The organism is Micromonospora aridisoli (assembly GCF_056150025.1).
Genome location: NZ_JAXCFK010000002.1, coordinates 264,088 through 277,635, shown reverse-complemented (window position 1 = coordinate 277,635; position 13,548 = coordinate 264,088). Strand labels below are relative to the sequence as shown.

Annotated in this window: 12 protein-coding genes; 6 read left to right on the top strand and 6 right to left on the bottom strand. The window is 72.5% G+C overall.

Going from position 1 to position 13,548, the window contains the following annotated elements:
* Positions 1–34 precede the first annotated feature (34 nt).
* Positions 35–1,150, bottom strand: coding sequence for a beta propeller repeat protein (locus tag SM447_RS04730; protein WP_474571477.1), 1,116 nt, complete (start codon positions 1,148–1,150; stop codon positions 35–37).
* Between the two features lie 31 nt (positions 1,151–1,181).
* Between SM447_RS04730 and SM447_RS04725 the strand changes: the two genes are divergently transcribed.
* The 3 genes from SM447_RS04725 to SM447_RS04715 all read left to right on the top strand — a co-directional run bounded on the left by SM447_RS04725 (position 1,182) and on the right by SM447_RS04715 (position 3,503).
* Complete coding sequence (locus tag SM447_RS04725) at positions 1,182–1,682, top strand: cation:proton antiporter regulatory subunit (RefSeq protein ID WP_474571476.1); 501 nt, start codon at positions 1,182–1,184, stop codon at positions 1,680–1,682.
* A 7-nt stretch (positions 1,683–1,689) separates the two neighbouring features.
* Positions 1,690–2,904: a cation:proton antiporter gene (locus SM447_RS04720; RefSeq protein ID WP_474571475.1), complete on the top strand. Its 1,215-nt coding sequence runs from the start codon at positions 1,690–1,692 to the stop codon at positions 2,902–2,904.
* Positions 2,905–3,074: 170 nt separating this feature from the next.
* Positions 3,075–3,503, top strand: coding sequence for a hypothetical protein (locus SM447_RS04715; RefSeq protein ID WP_204027617.1), 429 nt, complete (start codon positions 3,075–3,077; stop codon positions 3,501–3,503).
* 56 nt (positions 3,504–3,559) lie between these two features.
* Here SM447_RS04715 and SM447_RS04710 read toward each other — a convergent pair whose 3' ends face one another.
* From SM447_RS04710 to dnaK, 5 genes are all read right to left on the bottom strand, one after another.
* Entirely contained in the window at positions 3,560–3,775 is a 216-nt protein-coding gene (locus SM447_RS04710) for a hypothetical protein (protein ID WP_474571474.1), read from the bottom strand.
* 178 nt (positions 3,776–3,953) lie between these two features.
* Complete coding sequence (locus SM447_RS04705; RefSeq protein ID WP_474571473.1) at positions 3,954–4,391, bottom strand: heat shock protein transcriptional repressor HspR; 438 nt, start codon at positions 4,389–4,391, stop codon at positions 3,954–3,956.
* A gap of 28 nt (positions 4,392–4,419) precedes the next feature.
* Entirely contained in the window at positions 4,420–5,595 is a 1,176-nt protein-coding gene (dnaJ, locus tag SM447_RS04700; RefSeq protein ID WP_474571472.1) for a molecular chaperone DnaJ, read from the bottom strand.
* Between the two features lie 85 nt (positions 5,596–5,680).
* Positions 5,681–6,448 carry a nucleotide exchange factor GrpE gene (grpE, locus tag SM447_RS04695; RefSeq protein WP_474571471.1) on the bottom strand — a complete coding sequence of 256 codons (768 nt, stop codon included), beginning with the start codon at positions 6,446–6,448 and terminating at the stop codon, positions 5,681–5,683.
* Between the two features lie 46 nt (positions 6,449–6,494).
* Positions 6,495–8,363 (bottom strand): molecular chaperone DnaK, encoded by a 1,869-nt coding sequence (dnaK, locus tag SM447_RS04690; RefSeq protein ID WP_474571470.1) that lies wholly within the window; start codon positions 8,361–8,363, stop codon positions 6,495–6,497.
* Positions 8,364–8,583: 220 nt separating this feature from the next.
* Here dnaK and SM447_RS04685 point away from each other — a divergent pair, with 220 nt between their 5' ends.
* The 3 genes from SM447_RS04685 (at position 8,584) to SM447_RS04675 (ending at position 13,452) form a co-directional block, all read left to right on the top strand.
* Positions 8,584–10,449, top strand: a complete 1,866-nt coding sequence (locus SM447_RS04685) for an ABC transporter (protein ID WP_474571469.1) — start codon at positions 8,584–8,586, stop codon at positions 10,447–10,449.
* A gap of 5 nt (positions 10,450–10,454) precedes the next feature.
* Positions 10,455–12,128, top strand: a complete 1,674-nt coding sequence (locus SM447_RS04680) for a GTPase (RefSeq protein WP_474571890.1) — start codon at positions 10,455–10,457, stop codon at positions 12,126–12,128.
* A gap of 103 nt (positions 12,129–12,231) precedes the next feature.
* The gene (locus SM447_RS04675; RefSeq protein ID WP_474571468.1) at positions 12,232–13,452 is read left to right on the top strand and encodes a hypothetical protein; all 1,221 of its coding nucleotides are present in this window, start codon (positions 12,232–12,234) and stop codon (positions 13,450–13,452) included.
* The last annotated feature ends 96 nt before the right edge of the window (positions 13,453–13,548 follow it).

Genomic DNA, 13,548 nt, shown 5'->3' with positions numbered 1-13,548 from the left:
TCAACCTTGCGGCCGTGATGTGAGTCACATCGCCTCAGTCGGTCTCCAGGTTCACGGCCACCCAGGTCCGCTCGGCGAGCAGGCCCGTACCGAGCAGGACACCCTGTGGCGCGGCGGCGAACAGCGTTCCGTCGAACAAGACCCGTAGGGAGTGCTCGGCGGTGACCGGCCAGGGCAGGTCCAGGTAGCGGTCGCCGATCACCGCGCCCGCACCCCGTGGGCTGATCACCGCCGCCGTGCTGCTGCCCAGCGGCACCACCCGGCCCGCGTCCGGATGCCCCTCGGCCCGCACCCTGGACCACTCGGTCCAACCGGTGCGCCGCCACAGCGCCGGGAAGCCCGTCCGGTCGGGCCGCTCGCCGATCAGCCAAAGGTCGTCCGGCGTCACCGCCGCGCGCAGCACGCCGATCTCTCCCTCGGGTGGCGGCACCTTCGCCCGTTCCCAGGTGTCGCCGTCCCACGACGACGCGACCGACGGGCTGCCGTCCTCGGTCAGCCCCGCCACGATCAGGGGATGGTAGGCCGAACCGACGCCGCGCGGACCGCCGTCGGTGACTGTATGCACCACGGGAACCGGCGGCTGGTTGGGCAGCGGACGCAACACGCCGGCCTGCCAGTGACCCACCTTGCCCGACTCCTCGATCAGCTGGAACCGTCCCTGGGCCTCCTGCCACTCGGGCGGGGCAACCTCTCCTGGGCTGTGCCGGAAGGTCTCGCCGCCATCGGTGGAGGTCCACCAGCCGTGCGGCTCGGCCCAGAGGGCGAGCACGTCCACGGTGGCGTACAACTGCTGGTTCTCCGCCACCGACCTCGGGTGGCGCAGCCGCTGCCAGGATCGGCCGCCGTCATTGGTCGACCAGAGCAGGGCGGGGCAGTCCGGACCGGGTGGGCGGCCGTCACAGGTGGCGAAGAGTGCGTACCCGCGTTCGGCGTCGACGAATTCGACGTACGCCGGGTCGTACAGCTCGGGAACCGCGAGGCGGGTGGTGCGGGTCTCCGCCACGGGCCTCGGGACCGGCGGCGGGGAGGCGCTGCCCGCCAGCGTCGGCTCGGGTGCCGGCGCCGTTCGGCGGACGTCCCCGATCGAGCAGCCGGCAAGTGCCACCACCAGCGCAGACAGGATCAGTGGGCGGGCCCGACGCGTGTTCATTCGGCCTCCGTCGCGAGAGTAGCCTGAGCGCGTGCGAGTACGCGTCGAACAGACTGCCTTGCCGGGGATCGGCGTGCGTCACGACATGATGACTGAGTCCGGCCGGCGACTGGGGGTCGTCTCCCACCGGACCGGCCGTCGTGATCTCGTCCTGTACGACCCGGACGACCCGGACGGTTCGGCGGCGGACATCCCGCTCACCGACGACGAGGCGGAGGCGCTGGCCGACATCCTGGGCGCGTCACTGATCCTCGGGCAGCTCTCCGGGCTGCGCGAGCAGGCCGCCGGGCTGCTCACCGAGCAGATCGCCATCCCGGCCTCTTCCACCTACGTCAACCGGCCTCTCGGCGACGCCCGGGTACGCACCCGCACGGGCGCCTCGATCGTGGCGATCCTGCGCTCCGGCGAGGTGATCGTCTCGCCGGAGCCCGGCTTCCGCTTCGCGGCGGGCGATGTGCTCGTCATCGTCGGCAACCGGCAGGGTCTGGACGGGGCCAACGCCATCTTCGCCGCCGACGATCCCGCCGGCTGAGGCCCGGATGCACGACTTCAGCAACCTGCTCATCGAGGTCGGCGGGCTGCTGTTCCTGCTGGGTCTGCTGGGCCGGCTCAGTCGCCGGTTCGGGCTCTCCCCGATCCCGCTCTACCTGCTGGCCGGGCTGGCGTTCGGGCACGGCGGCGTGCTGGAGTTGGACGCCAGCGAGGAGTTCTTCGCCGTCGGGGCCGAGATCGGCGTGATCCTGCTGCTGGTGATGCTCGGCCTGGAGTACTCGGCCGACGAGTTGCTCGGCAATCTCCGCTCGGCCGCACCGGCAGGGCTGCTCGACGCGGTGCTCAACGCGCTGCCGGGAGCGGCGTTCGCGCTGCTGCTCGGCTGGGGCTGGGTGGCCGCGGTGGTGCTCGGCGGGATCACCTGGATCTCGTCGTCCGGGGTGATCGCCAAGATCCTGGCCGACCTGGGCCGGCTCGGTAACCGGGAGACGCCGGTCGTCCTCTCCGTACTGGTCATCGAGGACCTGGCGATGGCCTTCTACCTGCCGCTGCTCACCGCGCTGCTGGCCGGGGTGGGCTTCGTCAAGGGCGGCGTATCGCTCGCCGTCGCGGTGCTGACCGTGATCACCGTGCTGGTGGTCGCCCTGCGCTACGGCACCGTCCTCTCCCGGGCCCTCTCGGCCGGCAGCGCCGAGGCGCTGCTGCTCGGTGTACTCGGGCTGACCCTGCTGGTGGCGGGGATCGCGGCGAAGCTCCAGGTGTCGGCGGCGGTCGGTGCGTTCCTGGTCGGCATCGCGCTCTCCGGACCGGTGGCCCACCACGCCACCGAGGTGCTGACTCCCCTGCGTGACCTCTTCGCCGCGGTGTTCTTCGTCTTCTTCGGGCTCGCCACCGACCCTCGGCACATCCCGCCGGTGCTGCTGCCCGCGCTGCTGCTCGCGTTGGCCACCATGGTGACCAAGACGCTGACCGGCTATCTGGCCGCCCGGCGGGCGGGCATCGCCGAGCCGGGTCGTTGGCGGGCGGGTCTGGTGCTGGTGCCCCGGGGTGAGTTCTCCATCGTCATCGCCGGAATCGCCGTGGCCTCCGGCAGCGTCTCACCGAAGCTGGCGGCGCTCGCCGCGACGTACGTGCTGATCACGGTCATCGCCGGACCGATGCTGGCCCGACTTCCCGACCTCGCCTGGTTCAAGGGGCGGCTGCGGGCACGGGCGAGGGCGCAGCGGGCCCGCGCGGCCGCCGCGGCGATCGACGGATCGTGACCGCTCATCGTCCGGTTTGACCGTCCGGACACCCCCCGCCGACCAACAGATGCCGAATTGCTTCCCGCAGGGGCTACCGGTACTCACCGGTACCGCGTTAACGTGTCGCCCCAGCAGCCAGGGTTCGCGGTGGGCGGGCGCCCCCGCGGGCGAAAGCGGAAGGTTGGCCGGTGAGCGTGCAGGAGTCAGCGTTCCACGGCTTCGCCAACCCCGTCGACCCCACCCCGGCGGAGTTGCGAGCGTGGGCTTACCACCCCGATTCGGTCCCGTTGACGTCGATGCCGCCGGACTGGGACCTGTTGGTCTCCGGTGACCGGCTGGTGATGACGCTGTTCGATCTGGCGATGGACACCCGTTGTCCGGCGCGTCGGTTCGCGCTGCACTGCCTCTACATCTACGCCGCCGACGGGATCCGGACGAATTTCCGGGCACACCCGAAACGTCGCTTCCGCAAGCTGGTGGATCAGGCGGAGCGCAACGGCGACGAGATGATGCGCACCTGGGCGCACAACAGCCGGGTGCTGCTGACCCGACCGGAGCTGTTCGTCTACCGGGAGTGGTGCGAGGGCGGCCTGGTGCGGGAGAACCGCCGGCTCTGAGCGCGCCGAACGGGCCGGGACCCCCCGTGGCTCCCGGCCCGCACGTCGGCGGACCGTCAGCGCGATCCGCCCCGCTCGCGGCGGTGCTGGTCGGTGCGCGCCTGACCGGCACCGTGCCCACCCCGGCCGGCCTGGCCGCTGAACCTGCCGGCTCGGATCTGGTCGGAGAAGCGCCCCGTGGTGATCCGGTCGAACCGGCCACGGACCTTCTCGGCCAGGCTGTCTAGGCGCTGCTCCGCCTCCTCGGCCACCTTCTTCGCCGATTCCGTCATGGCTCCCCCCGCCAGATCGGAGTCCGGATTGAGATGGTTTAGACCTGATTCCCGAAGGCTAGTCGAGACAACCTGTCCGCCGCTCGGATTTGCCGGAACACGAGCAGATCGTGCCGGGAGGAAGCGAAAGAGGCGTGGCCCCGGATGGGACCACGCCTCCTTGCCGGTGCAGGGCGCGTCAACGCCCAGGGCCGCGCCGGGGACGCCACACCACCAGCGCGGTCGAGGTCTGGTTGGTGGGCACGAGATCCCGGCCGGGGAAGCGAGCCAGCGACTCCAGTTCGGCCATCCGGCGGTACGCGGCGTCGAGTTCGGCCTCCAACTGGGCCACCCGCTGCTGCGCCTGCTCCAGCAGACGCTCCAACCCGATGATCCGCTTGATCCCGGCGAGGTTGACGCCGTCGTCCTGACTGAGCCGCTGCACCTCACGCAGCAGCACCACGTCGCGGACGCTGTACCGGCGCCCACCACCGGCCGCCCGTCCGGCCTGTACCAGGCCGAGCCGGTCGTACTGGCGCAACGTCTGCGGGTGCATCCCCGCCATCCGCGCCGCCACCGAGATCATCAGCACCTTGGCCTCGTATGCCGGGTCATCCGAGCCGACGAACCCGTCCATCCCGCTCACCTCCGGACCGCATCACCGATCAACCGAATCGACGCACCCGCGCGTCAAGATGTTCCCGGGCCGCCGGCGGGGTCTGCTCGGCGAACGTCTCCAGGGCGGCCCGTGCCTCGTCAGAGATCCGCGCCGGCACCACCACGTCGAGGGTGACCAGCAGATCGCCGATCTGGCCGTCCCGGCGGCTGACGCCCTTGCCCCGGGCCCGCAGGATCCGACCGCTCGGCGTACCCGGCGGCACCCGCAGGGTCACCGCACCGTCCAGGGTCGGTACCCGCAGGTCGGTGCCGAGGACCGCCTCCGCGAACGTGATCGGGACGGTCAGCGTCAGGTCGTCTCCGGTGCGCCCGAACACCTCGTCCGGCCGGACCTTGACGTGCACGAACAGGTCACCCGCCGGGCCGCCGCGCTCGCCGGGCTCGCCCCGGCCGGCCAGCCGGATCCGCTGACCGTCGGCCACCCCGGCGGGAAAGCGGACGTTGAGCGTACGGGTCTTGGTGACCCCGCCGGTGCCCTGGCATTCCGGGCACTTCTCGTCCACCACGGTGCCCACGCCCTGACAGTTGCGGCACGGCTCGGAGAAGCTGAACGCACCCTGGTTCCGGTTGGTAACCCCGGCACCGTGGCAGACCGGACAGGTTCGCGGCACGGTGCCCGGCTTGGCACCGTTGCCGTGGCAGGTGTCGCAGACGCCGGGCGCCCGCAGGGTCAGCGGCAGGGTCACCCCCCGGACCGCGTCGTGGAAGTCGAGCGCCACCTCGGTCTCGATGTCGCGACCCCGCGCCGGACCGGGCGCGCCTCCGGCCCCGCCACCGCCCGAGAAGATCGAGCTGAACAGATCGGAGATGCCGCCCCCGGCGAACCGGCCGCCACCTGGCTGTTGGCCACCGAACAGGTCGGAGACATCGAACGGCACACCGCCCGGCTGGCCGGCCTGGCGGGCGCCGCGCCGGAACGCGCCCGAGCCGAACAGCGAGCGCATCTCGTCGTACTCGCGGCGCTTCGCGTCGTCACCGAGCACCGCGTACGCCTCGGAGACCGCCTTGAAGCGCTCCTCGGCCTTGGCGTCGCCGGGGTTGTGGTCCGGGTGCGACTCGCGGGCCAACTTGCGGTACGCCTTCTTGATCTCGTCAGCCGGGGCGGTCTTCGCCACGCCAAGGACCGCGTAGTAGTCCTTCTCGATCCAGTCCTTCGAACTCACCCGTACACCTCCTCCCCGGCTCCGGGCCCGGTCCGCCCCGCCCGCCGGGGGTCGGCGGGCGGGGCGGCCGGGTCACCGTCGCGCACTATTCCGGGTCGGCGACCGCGACCATCGCGGGCCGCAGCAGTCGCTCACCGATCTGGTAGCCCCGACGCATCACCTGCACGCAGGTCGGCTCGGTGACATCGGCCGAGGTCTGGTGGGCCACCGCCTCGTGCCGCGTCGGGTCGAACGGGTCGCCCTGCTCGCCGAACGGGGTCAGCCCGAACTTGCCCAACGCGGTGACGAGCTGCTCCGCCACCGAACCGAACGGACCGACCAGGTCACCGTGCTCCCGGGCCCGGTCGAGATCGTCCAGGATCGGCAGCAGCGCGGCGAGCACGGATCCGGTCGCCTGCTCGGTGACCAGCGCGCGGTCGCGCTCGACCCGCTTGCGGTAGTTGGCGTACTCGGCGGACACCCGCTGCACGTCGCGGGTGCGCTCGTCCAGCTCGGCGCGGAGCGCCTCCAACTCGGCGCCGAACCCGCCACCGCCGGCCGTCTCGGACGACGACTCGACCGGCTCGGCCGGAGAGTCCACCACCGGCGGACCCGCGGCGGCCGACGCCTCGCTCAGCGCGCTCGCCTCGACCTCGATCGAGTCGACCACGACCTCGGCCTCCTCGACCAGGCCCTCCGCCGGAACGTCCGGCCCGGCGTCCGCCGCCGTGCCGTCGGGTTCGCGGATCTGGCTGATCTTGCGGTTGTTGCGGATGACGACCCGCGGCGTGTCGCCGGTGGCCGGCTCGGACGCCGAGCCACCCGGCGCCGACCCGGTGTGATCCGGGTCGGCGGCTCGTGGCTTCTCCGTCATACGACTACCTCATCCCTCTGCCCGTGAGCTCGGGTGGCCAGGACCGTCACTTCTTGTCCTCGTCCACGATCTCCGCGTCGACCACGTCGTCCGCACCGGGCCGCGCACCGCCGGCCTGCGCACCGCCGGTCGCACCGGTCGCGCCGGCACCCGCCTCGCCGCCCGGCTGGGCCTGCTCGGCCTGCTGGGCGTAGAGCAGCGAGCCCGCCTCCTGCGAGACCTGCGCGAGCCGCTCGTGCGCAGACTTGATCTTTTCGATGTCGCTGCCACCGAGGGCGCCGCGCAGCTCGCCGAGGGCCTCGTTGAGCTTCTCGCGGTTCTCGGCGGGGAGCTTCTCACCGTTCTCGGCGAGGAACTTCTCGGTCTGCCACTGCAGGGCCTCGGCCACGTTACGGGTCTCGGCCTCCTCGCGGCGGCGCTTGTCCTCCTCCGCGTGCTCCTCGGCGTCCCGGCGCATCCGCTCGATGTCGTCCTTCGGCAGCGAGGAGCCGCCGGTGATCGTCATCTTCTGTTCCTTGCCGGTGCCCAGGTCCTTGGCGTGGACGTTGACGATGCCGTTGGCGTCGATGTCGAAGGTGACCTCGATCTGCGGCACGCCGCGCGGGGCCGGCGGGAGGCCGGTCAGCTCGAAGGTGCCGAGCTTCTTGTTGTACGCGGCGATCTCGCGCTCGCCCTGGAAGACCTGGATCAGCACCGACGGCTGGTTGTCGTCGGCGGTGGTGAACACCTCGGACCGCTTGGTCGGGATGGTGGTGTTGCGCTCGATCAGCTTGGTGAAGATGCCGCCCTTGGTCTCGATGCCCAGGCTCAGCGGGGTCACGTCGAGCAGCAGGACGTCCTTGACCTCGCCCTTGAGCACGCCGGCCTGCAGGGCGGCGCCGACGGCGACGACCTCGTCCGGGTTGACGCCCTTGTTGGGCTCCTTGCCGGTGAGTTGCTTGACCAGGTCGGTCACGGCCGGCATCCGGGTCGAGCCGCCGACGAGGATCACGTGGTCGACGTCGGAGACCTTGATCCCGGCGTCCTTCACGGCCTGCTCGAAGGGGCCCTTGCAGCGGTCCAGCAGGTCCTGCGTCATCCGCTGGAACTCGGCCCGGCTCAGGGTCACGTCCAGGTGCAGCGGGCCGGCGGCACCAGCGGTGATGTACGGCAGGTTGATGTTGGTGGTGGTGGCGGCGGACAGCTCGATCTTGGCCTTCTCGGCGGCCTCCTTGAGCCGCTGCATCGCCATCTTGTCCTGCGACAGGTCGATGCCGTGCTCGCCCCGGAAGGTCTTCACCAGGTGATCCATGATCCGCTGGTCCCAGTCGTCGCCACCGAGGAGGTTGTCACCGCTGGTCGACTTGACCTCGATGACGCCCTCGGCCAGTTCCAGCAGCGACACGTCGAAGGTGCCGCCACCGAGGTCGAAGACCAGGACGGTCTGCTCCTTGGAGCCCTTGTCCAGCCCGTACGCCAGGGCGGCCGCAGTCGGCTCGTTCACGATCCGCAGCACGTTGAAGCCGGCGATCTCACCGGCCTCCTTGGTGGCCTGACGCTGGCCGTCGTTGAAGTAGGCCGGGACGGTGATCACCGCGTCGGTGATCTGCTCGCCCAGGTAGGCCTCGGCGTCCCGCTTCAGCTTCATCAGCGTCCGGGCCGAAATCTCCTGCGGGGTGTACTTCTTGCCGTCGATGTCGACGGACCAGTTGGTGCCGATCTCCCGCTTGACCGACCGGATCGTCCGGTCCGGGTTCGTCACCGCCTGACGCTTGGCGACCTCGCCGACGAGTACCTCGCCGTTGCGGGCGAACGCGACGATCGACGGGGTCGTCCGCGAGCCCTCAGCGTTGGCGATGACGGTGGGCTCACCGCCCTCCAGAACGCTGACGCAGGAGTTCGTCGTGCCGAGGTCGATACCGACCGCACGTGCCATCTTCGCTTCCTCGCTTCGTGACGTTGAGCAGGTGACGGGCCCTCCCGTCGCGCTGCGCGGCGGGAGCCACCCGCAGCGACCCCACCTCAAGTTGAGTGAACTTGACTCAATAGTGCCACGCCCCGGGCAATCGTCAAGTCAGGGTTGAGTCGAAGTGACGCAACTCGTCAGTCCTACCGACCGGTTGTCTTACCTTGTGTCGGTCGGGCACGCTTTAGCGGTGACGACGCACGGCGATTCCGCCTCACTGTCCGGCGCGCCCGCCGTCGCAGCCCGCACCGGATCCACCGGCGCCGGGGAGGACCGGCCCGCGGCCACCGGGGACGATGCCCTACCCGACGCCCTGACCGGCCTGCGCGCCGCGATCGGGGCGGCCCGATTCCCGTTGGCCCTACCCTCGGCCGAGCCGGCCACCCGTACCGTCGCCGCCCTCGCCAACCAGCTCGACGACTACCTGCTGCCACGCCTGGCCCGTCTCGACGCGCCGCTGCTCGTGGTGGTCGGCGGATCCACCGGTGCCGGCAAGTCGACCCTGGTCAACAGCCTGGTGCAGGCCCGGGTCAGCGCTGCCGGGGTGCTGCGACCCACGACCCGCTCCCCGGTGCTGGTCTGCAACCCGGCCGACTCGGCCTGGTTCCGCCGGGGTGACCTGCTGCCCGGGCTGACCCGCACCAACCAGCCCGGCGAGGACCCCCGCACCCTGCACCTGGTCACCGCCCCGGCGCTCCCACCCGGGCTGGCGTTCCTGGACGCTCCCGACATCGACTCGGTGGTGGATGCCAACCGGGCACTGGCCAGCCAGCTGCTCGCCGCCGCCGATCTCTGGCTCTTCGTCACCACCGCCGCCCGCTACGCCGACGCCGTTCCCTGGGAGCTGCTGCACGGTGCCCGGGCCCGGGGCGCGGTGCTGGCCCTGGTGCTCAACCGGGTGCCGGCCGAGGCGACCGACGAGGTCGCCGCCCACCTCGCCGAGATGCTAGCCGAGCAAGGACTCGACTCGGCGCCGCTGTTCGTGCTTCCGGAGACCTGGGTCGACGGGCAGGGCCTGCTGCCCGGCCGGAACACCGCGCCGCTGGCGGACTGGTTCGCCCGGCTCGCCGCCGACGCGGAGGCCCGCTCGGCGGTGGTCCGGCAGACGCTCGGTGGCGCGCTGGCTCTCCTGCAACCCACCGTCGAGAGCCTGGCCGGCGCCGTCGACGAGCAGTTGGCCGCCGCCGACGCGATGGACGATCGGGTGCGGGCGGCGTACCGGGCCGCGAACCGGACCGTCGAGCAGGGACTGCGCGACGGCCGGCTGCTGCGCGGCGAGGTGCTCGCCCGGTGGCAGGAGTTCGTCGGCACCAGCGACCTCTTCCGCACCCTGGAGGCGCGCATCGGCCGCCTGCGGGACCGGGTCATGGCCGCCTTCTCCCGCCGTCCGGCCCCGGCCGTCGAGCTGCAGGACGCGATCGAGTCGCAACTGGTCACCCTGCTGCGGGGCGTGGCCGCCGAGGCGGCCGAACACGCGTACACCGGTTGGAAGGCGCACCCGGCCGGTGCGGCACTGCTCGAACCGGACCTCGCCCACCACTCCGCCGACCTGCCGGAACGCGCCGAGCGGCTGGTCCGCGACTGGCAGCGCGGCGTGCTGGAGCTGGTCCGGGCCGAGGGTGGCGACCGGCGCTTCGTGGCCCGGACGGCGGCGTACGCGGTGAACGCCACCGGACTGGCCGTGATGATCGCGGTCTTCGCCTCCACGGCCTTCATCCCGACCGGGCTGGAGGTCGCCACCGGGGCCGGCACCACCATCGCCGGTCAGGCGGTGCTCCAGGCGATCTTCGGTGACCAGGCCGTGCGTACGCTGGCCCGCAAGGCCCGGGAGGACCTGCTGGAGCGGGTGGTGGTGCTGCTGGACCAGGAGGCCGCCCGATATCTCGTACGGACCCGGCAGGCCCGGCCGGAGGCCCGGACCGCGACGGCGCTGCGCGAGGCGGCCGAGCGGGTCGAGGCGGCCCGGCTAGGCAGCGGCTTCGTCGACGCCGCACCAGTGCTCAGCGGCCAGACGGTGGGCGTCGACGCCCCGGTGACCGACGGGGAGCGGCCGTGACCGGCATGGGCGGTCGCCTCCGTGAGGCGCTGCGGATCGCCGACGGGCGGGTGGACGCCGATCAGCTCGTCGCCCGGCTGGAGGCGGTGCGACGGTTCCTCGGCATCGTCGACGGTCACCTGCCGGACACTCCGCTGGTGCCCGCCCGCACCCTGGTCGAACGGGCCGGGACCCGGCTGGCGCTGTCCCGCGACCACACCGTGGTGGCGTTGGCCGGTGCGACCGGCAGCGGAAAGTCGAGCCTGTTCAACGCCATGGCCCGGATGGATCTCTCACCCGTCGGGGTACGCCGACCCACCACCGGTGTCACGCACGCCTGCGTCTGGGGCCCGCTCGACGGCGGCACCCGGCTGCTCGACTGGCTCGGCGTACTGCCCCGCCACCGGTTCGTACGGGAAAGCCTGCTCGACGGCGACGACGAGTCCACCCTGCACGGGCTGATCCTGCTCGACCTGCCGGACTTCGACTCGGTCGAGCAGTCGCACCGCCTGGAGGTGGACCGCCTCCTCGGCCTCGTGGACCTGGTGGTCTGGGTGGTCGACCCGCAGAAGTACGCCGACCGGGTCATGCACCGCGGCTACCTCCGCGAGTTCCACCGGCACCGGGACGTCACCCTCGTCGTGCTCAACCAGACCGACCGGCTGCCGCCGACCGAGGTGCCCAGGGTGCTGGCCGACCTTCGCCGCCTGCTCGACGCGGACGGGCTGGGCGGGGTGCCCCTGCTGGCCACCACCGTCGCCGACCCGGACGGCCCGGAGGGGTTGCGGGCGGCGCTGCAACGCACCGTCGCCGAACGGCAGGCCGCCCTGCGCCGGCTCTCCGGCGACGTGGACGCCGTCGTCGACGCGCTGGACGACATGGTCGGGGCACCCCGCACGGCGCTCGCCGCGGACGATCCGGCGGTCTCCGCGCTGGACCGCGCCCTCTGCGCGGCGGCGGGGGTGCCGACGGTCGTGGAGGCGGTCGAGCGGGCCTACCGGCACCGGGCTGCGGCGGCCACCGGCTGGCCGGTCATGCGGCTGTGGCGGCGGCTGCGTGCCGATCCGCTGCGCCGGTTGCACCTGCCCGATCGGCAGGCCGCCGGCCCGGAGGAGAGCCTGATCGCCGCCACGGCGGTACCCGAGCCCAGTGCGGCCGACAAGTCCGCGCTGGCGCTGGCGCTGCGGACGGTGGCCGAGCGGGCCGGTGACGGGCTGCCGAACGCCTGGCCGGACGCGATGGCCGCAGCGGCCCGATCCCGTCTCGGCGACCTGCCGGACGCCCTGGACCGCGCGCTGGCCGGCACCGACCTCGGCATGGACCGGCCACGCACCTGGTGGCGACTGGTCGGCGGGGTGCAGTGGCTGGTGACGCTCGCCGCGGTGGCCGGGCTGGGCTGGCTGGTCCTGGGCTACGGGATGCGGGCACTGGGGTTGCCGGAACTGCGGCACCCGATGGTCGGCGAGGTGCCGGTGCCGACGCTGCTGCTGCTCGGCGGGCTACTGACCGGGCTGCTGGTCGCCGCCCTGACCCGTCCGCTGGTGAGGTGGGCCGCCCGACAGGCCCGCCAACGGGCGCAGACCCGGCTGACCCGGGCCATCTCCGATGTCGGCGACCAGCACGTGCTGGCGCCGGTGCGGGCGGTGATCGCCGCGCACGCCGACGCGCGCACCGTCCTGGAGGTCGCCCGGCACCGGTGAGCCGGTCGACACGGCGCCAACGCCGCGCCGTGCGTACGGTCACGCCTCGCCGGTCGCCTCGGTCAGCGGGTCACCGACTGGTGAGCGGCGTAGGGTCGGGGTCATGGCCACGCCACAGACCCCTTACGACGCGGTGCTGCACGCCGCACGCGACGTGACCAAGCTCGACTCGGCCCTCGACGCGGAGATGCTCGGTGCGGCCCTGCTGGGCAGCGTGTACGAGGTCGCCGAGACGGACCGCGAGACGGCGGTACGCGACTTCGTGGGCGGCTTCCTCGCCGCCACCTCGCGACGGCGGACGGTCGCGGCGACCACGGTCCGGGCCGTCTTCGCGGCCCTCGTGCCCGACGCGGCCGGCGCGGACCGGGTCCGTCCGGGTGCGACCGCGCCGGCGTGGTCCGGGCAGCTCGGCAAGGTGCACCTCACCGGCACCTGGGCGTACGGCGACGTCTACGGCGACCAGACCTCCTACCTGGCCACGTTCGCCTACGACGACGCCGCGGGAGGGCCGGAGCACGCCCTGGTGGCCCTGATCGACCACAACATCGGCATCACCAAGGACGTCTTCGTCGGTGGCCCGGCCGATCGGATCCTGGAGCAGGTCCGGCAGCTCTGCGCCGAGGACGAGCTGACCTGGTTCCGGGAGGAGAGCCCCACCCGGATGCGCGACGAGGTGGGTCGGCACCTGGCGGTCACCGATCACCTGGGTCAACTGCCCGGTGCTGCCTCGCTGGCCACCGACCGCGCGCTCGTCGGGGCCCGGCTGGCGGTCCTGCCCGCCGGTACCGAGCCACCGCCCCGGCAGGTCGACGAACCGTTGCCGGACACGGTTCGCGCCACGGAGATCCGCCGCTTCCTGGCCTCACCGGACGCGGCGCGGGCCGGTCTGGACGAAGTCGACGGCGCCGAGCTGGCCTCCCTGCACTTCTGCCTGGGCCTGCTGCTCGACCACGCGGCCACCTTCCCCGAAGCCGATCCGCTGCGCTGGAGCCCGACCGTCGCCGGCCTCTTCCTGCTCGACTGGGTGCACCGCCGGGCCGTGCTGGACATGGACGACGCGGCGATGCTGCCCCGGGTACTGCGCGCCTGGGCCGGGTACGCAGCCGCCAGGCGTGGGCTGCCCGAGTCGGCCGTGGCCGCGACGGACGCCGCCATCGAGGAGATGGTGCCGGAGTTCGTCCGGCTCTACGCGACCGGTGAGCGGCGCAGCCCGGCCACCGCCGCGGTGGCCCAGTTGATGGCCGACGGCATCGACCCGGACGACCCGGCCGCTCTGGACGCCTGGATCGAGGCCAACCGGCACCGCCTCGCCGACGACGGCTGACTTGAGGTCACCGGCCTCGATGTCAGCGGGCCACCGGGCGCCCGGCACCGTCCGTGGAACCGGCACCGGGCCGGCACCGGTCCCGTAGGCGGATCC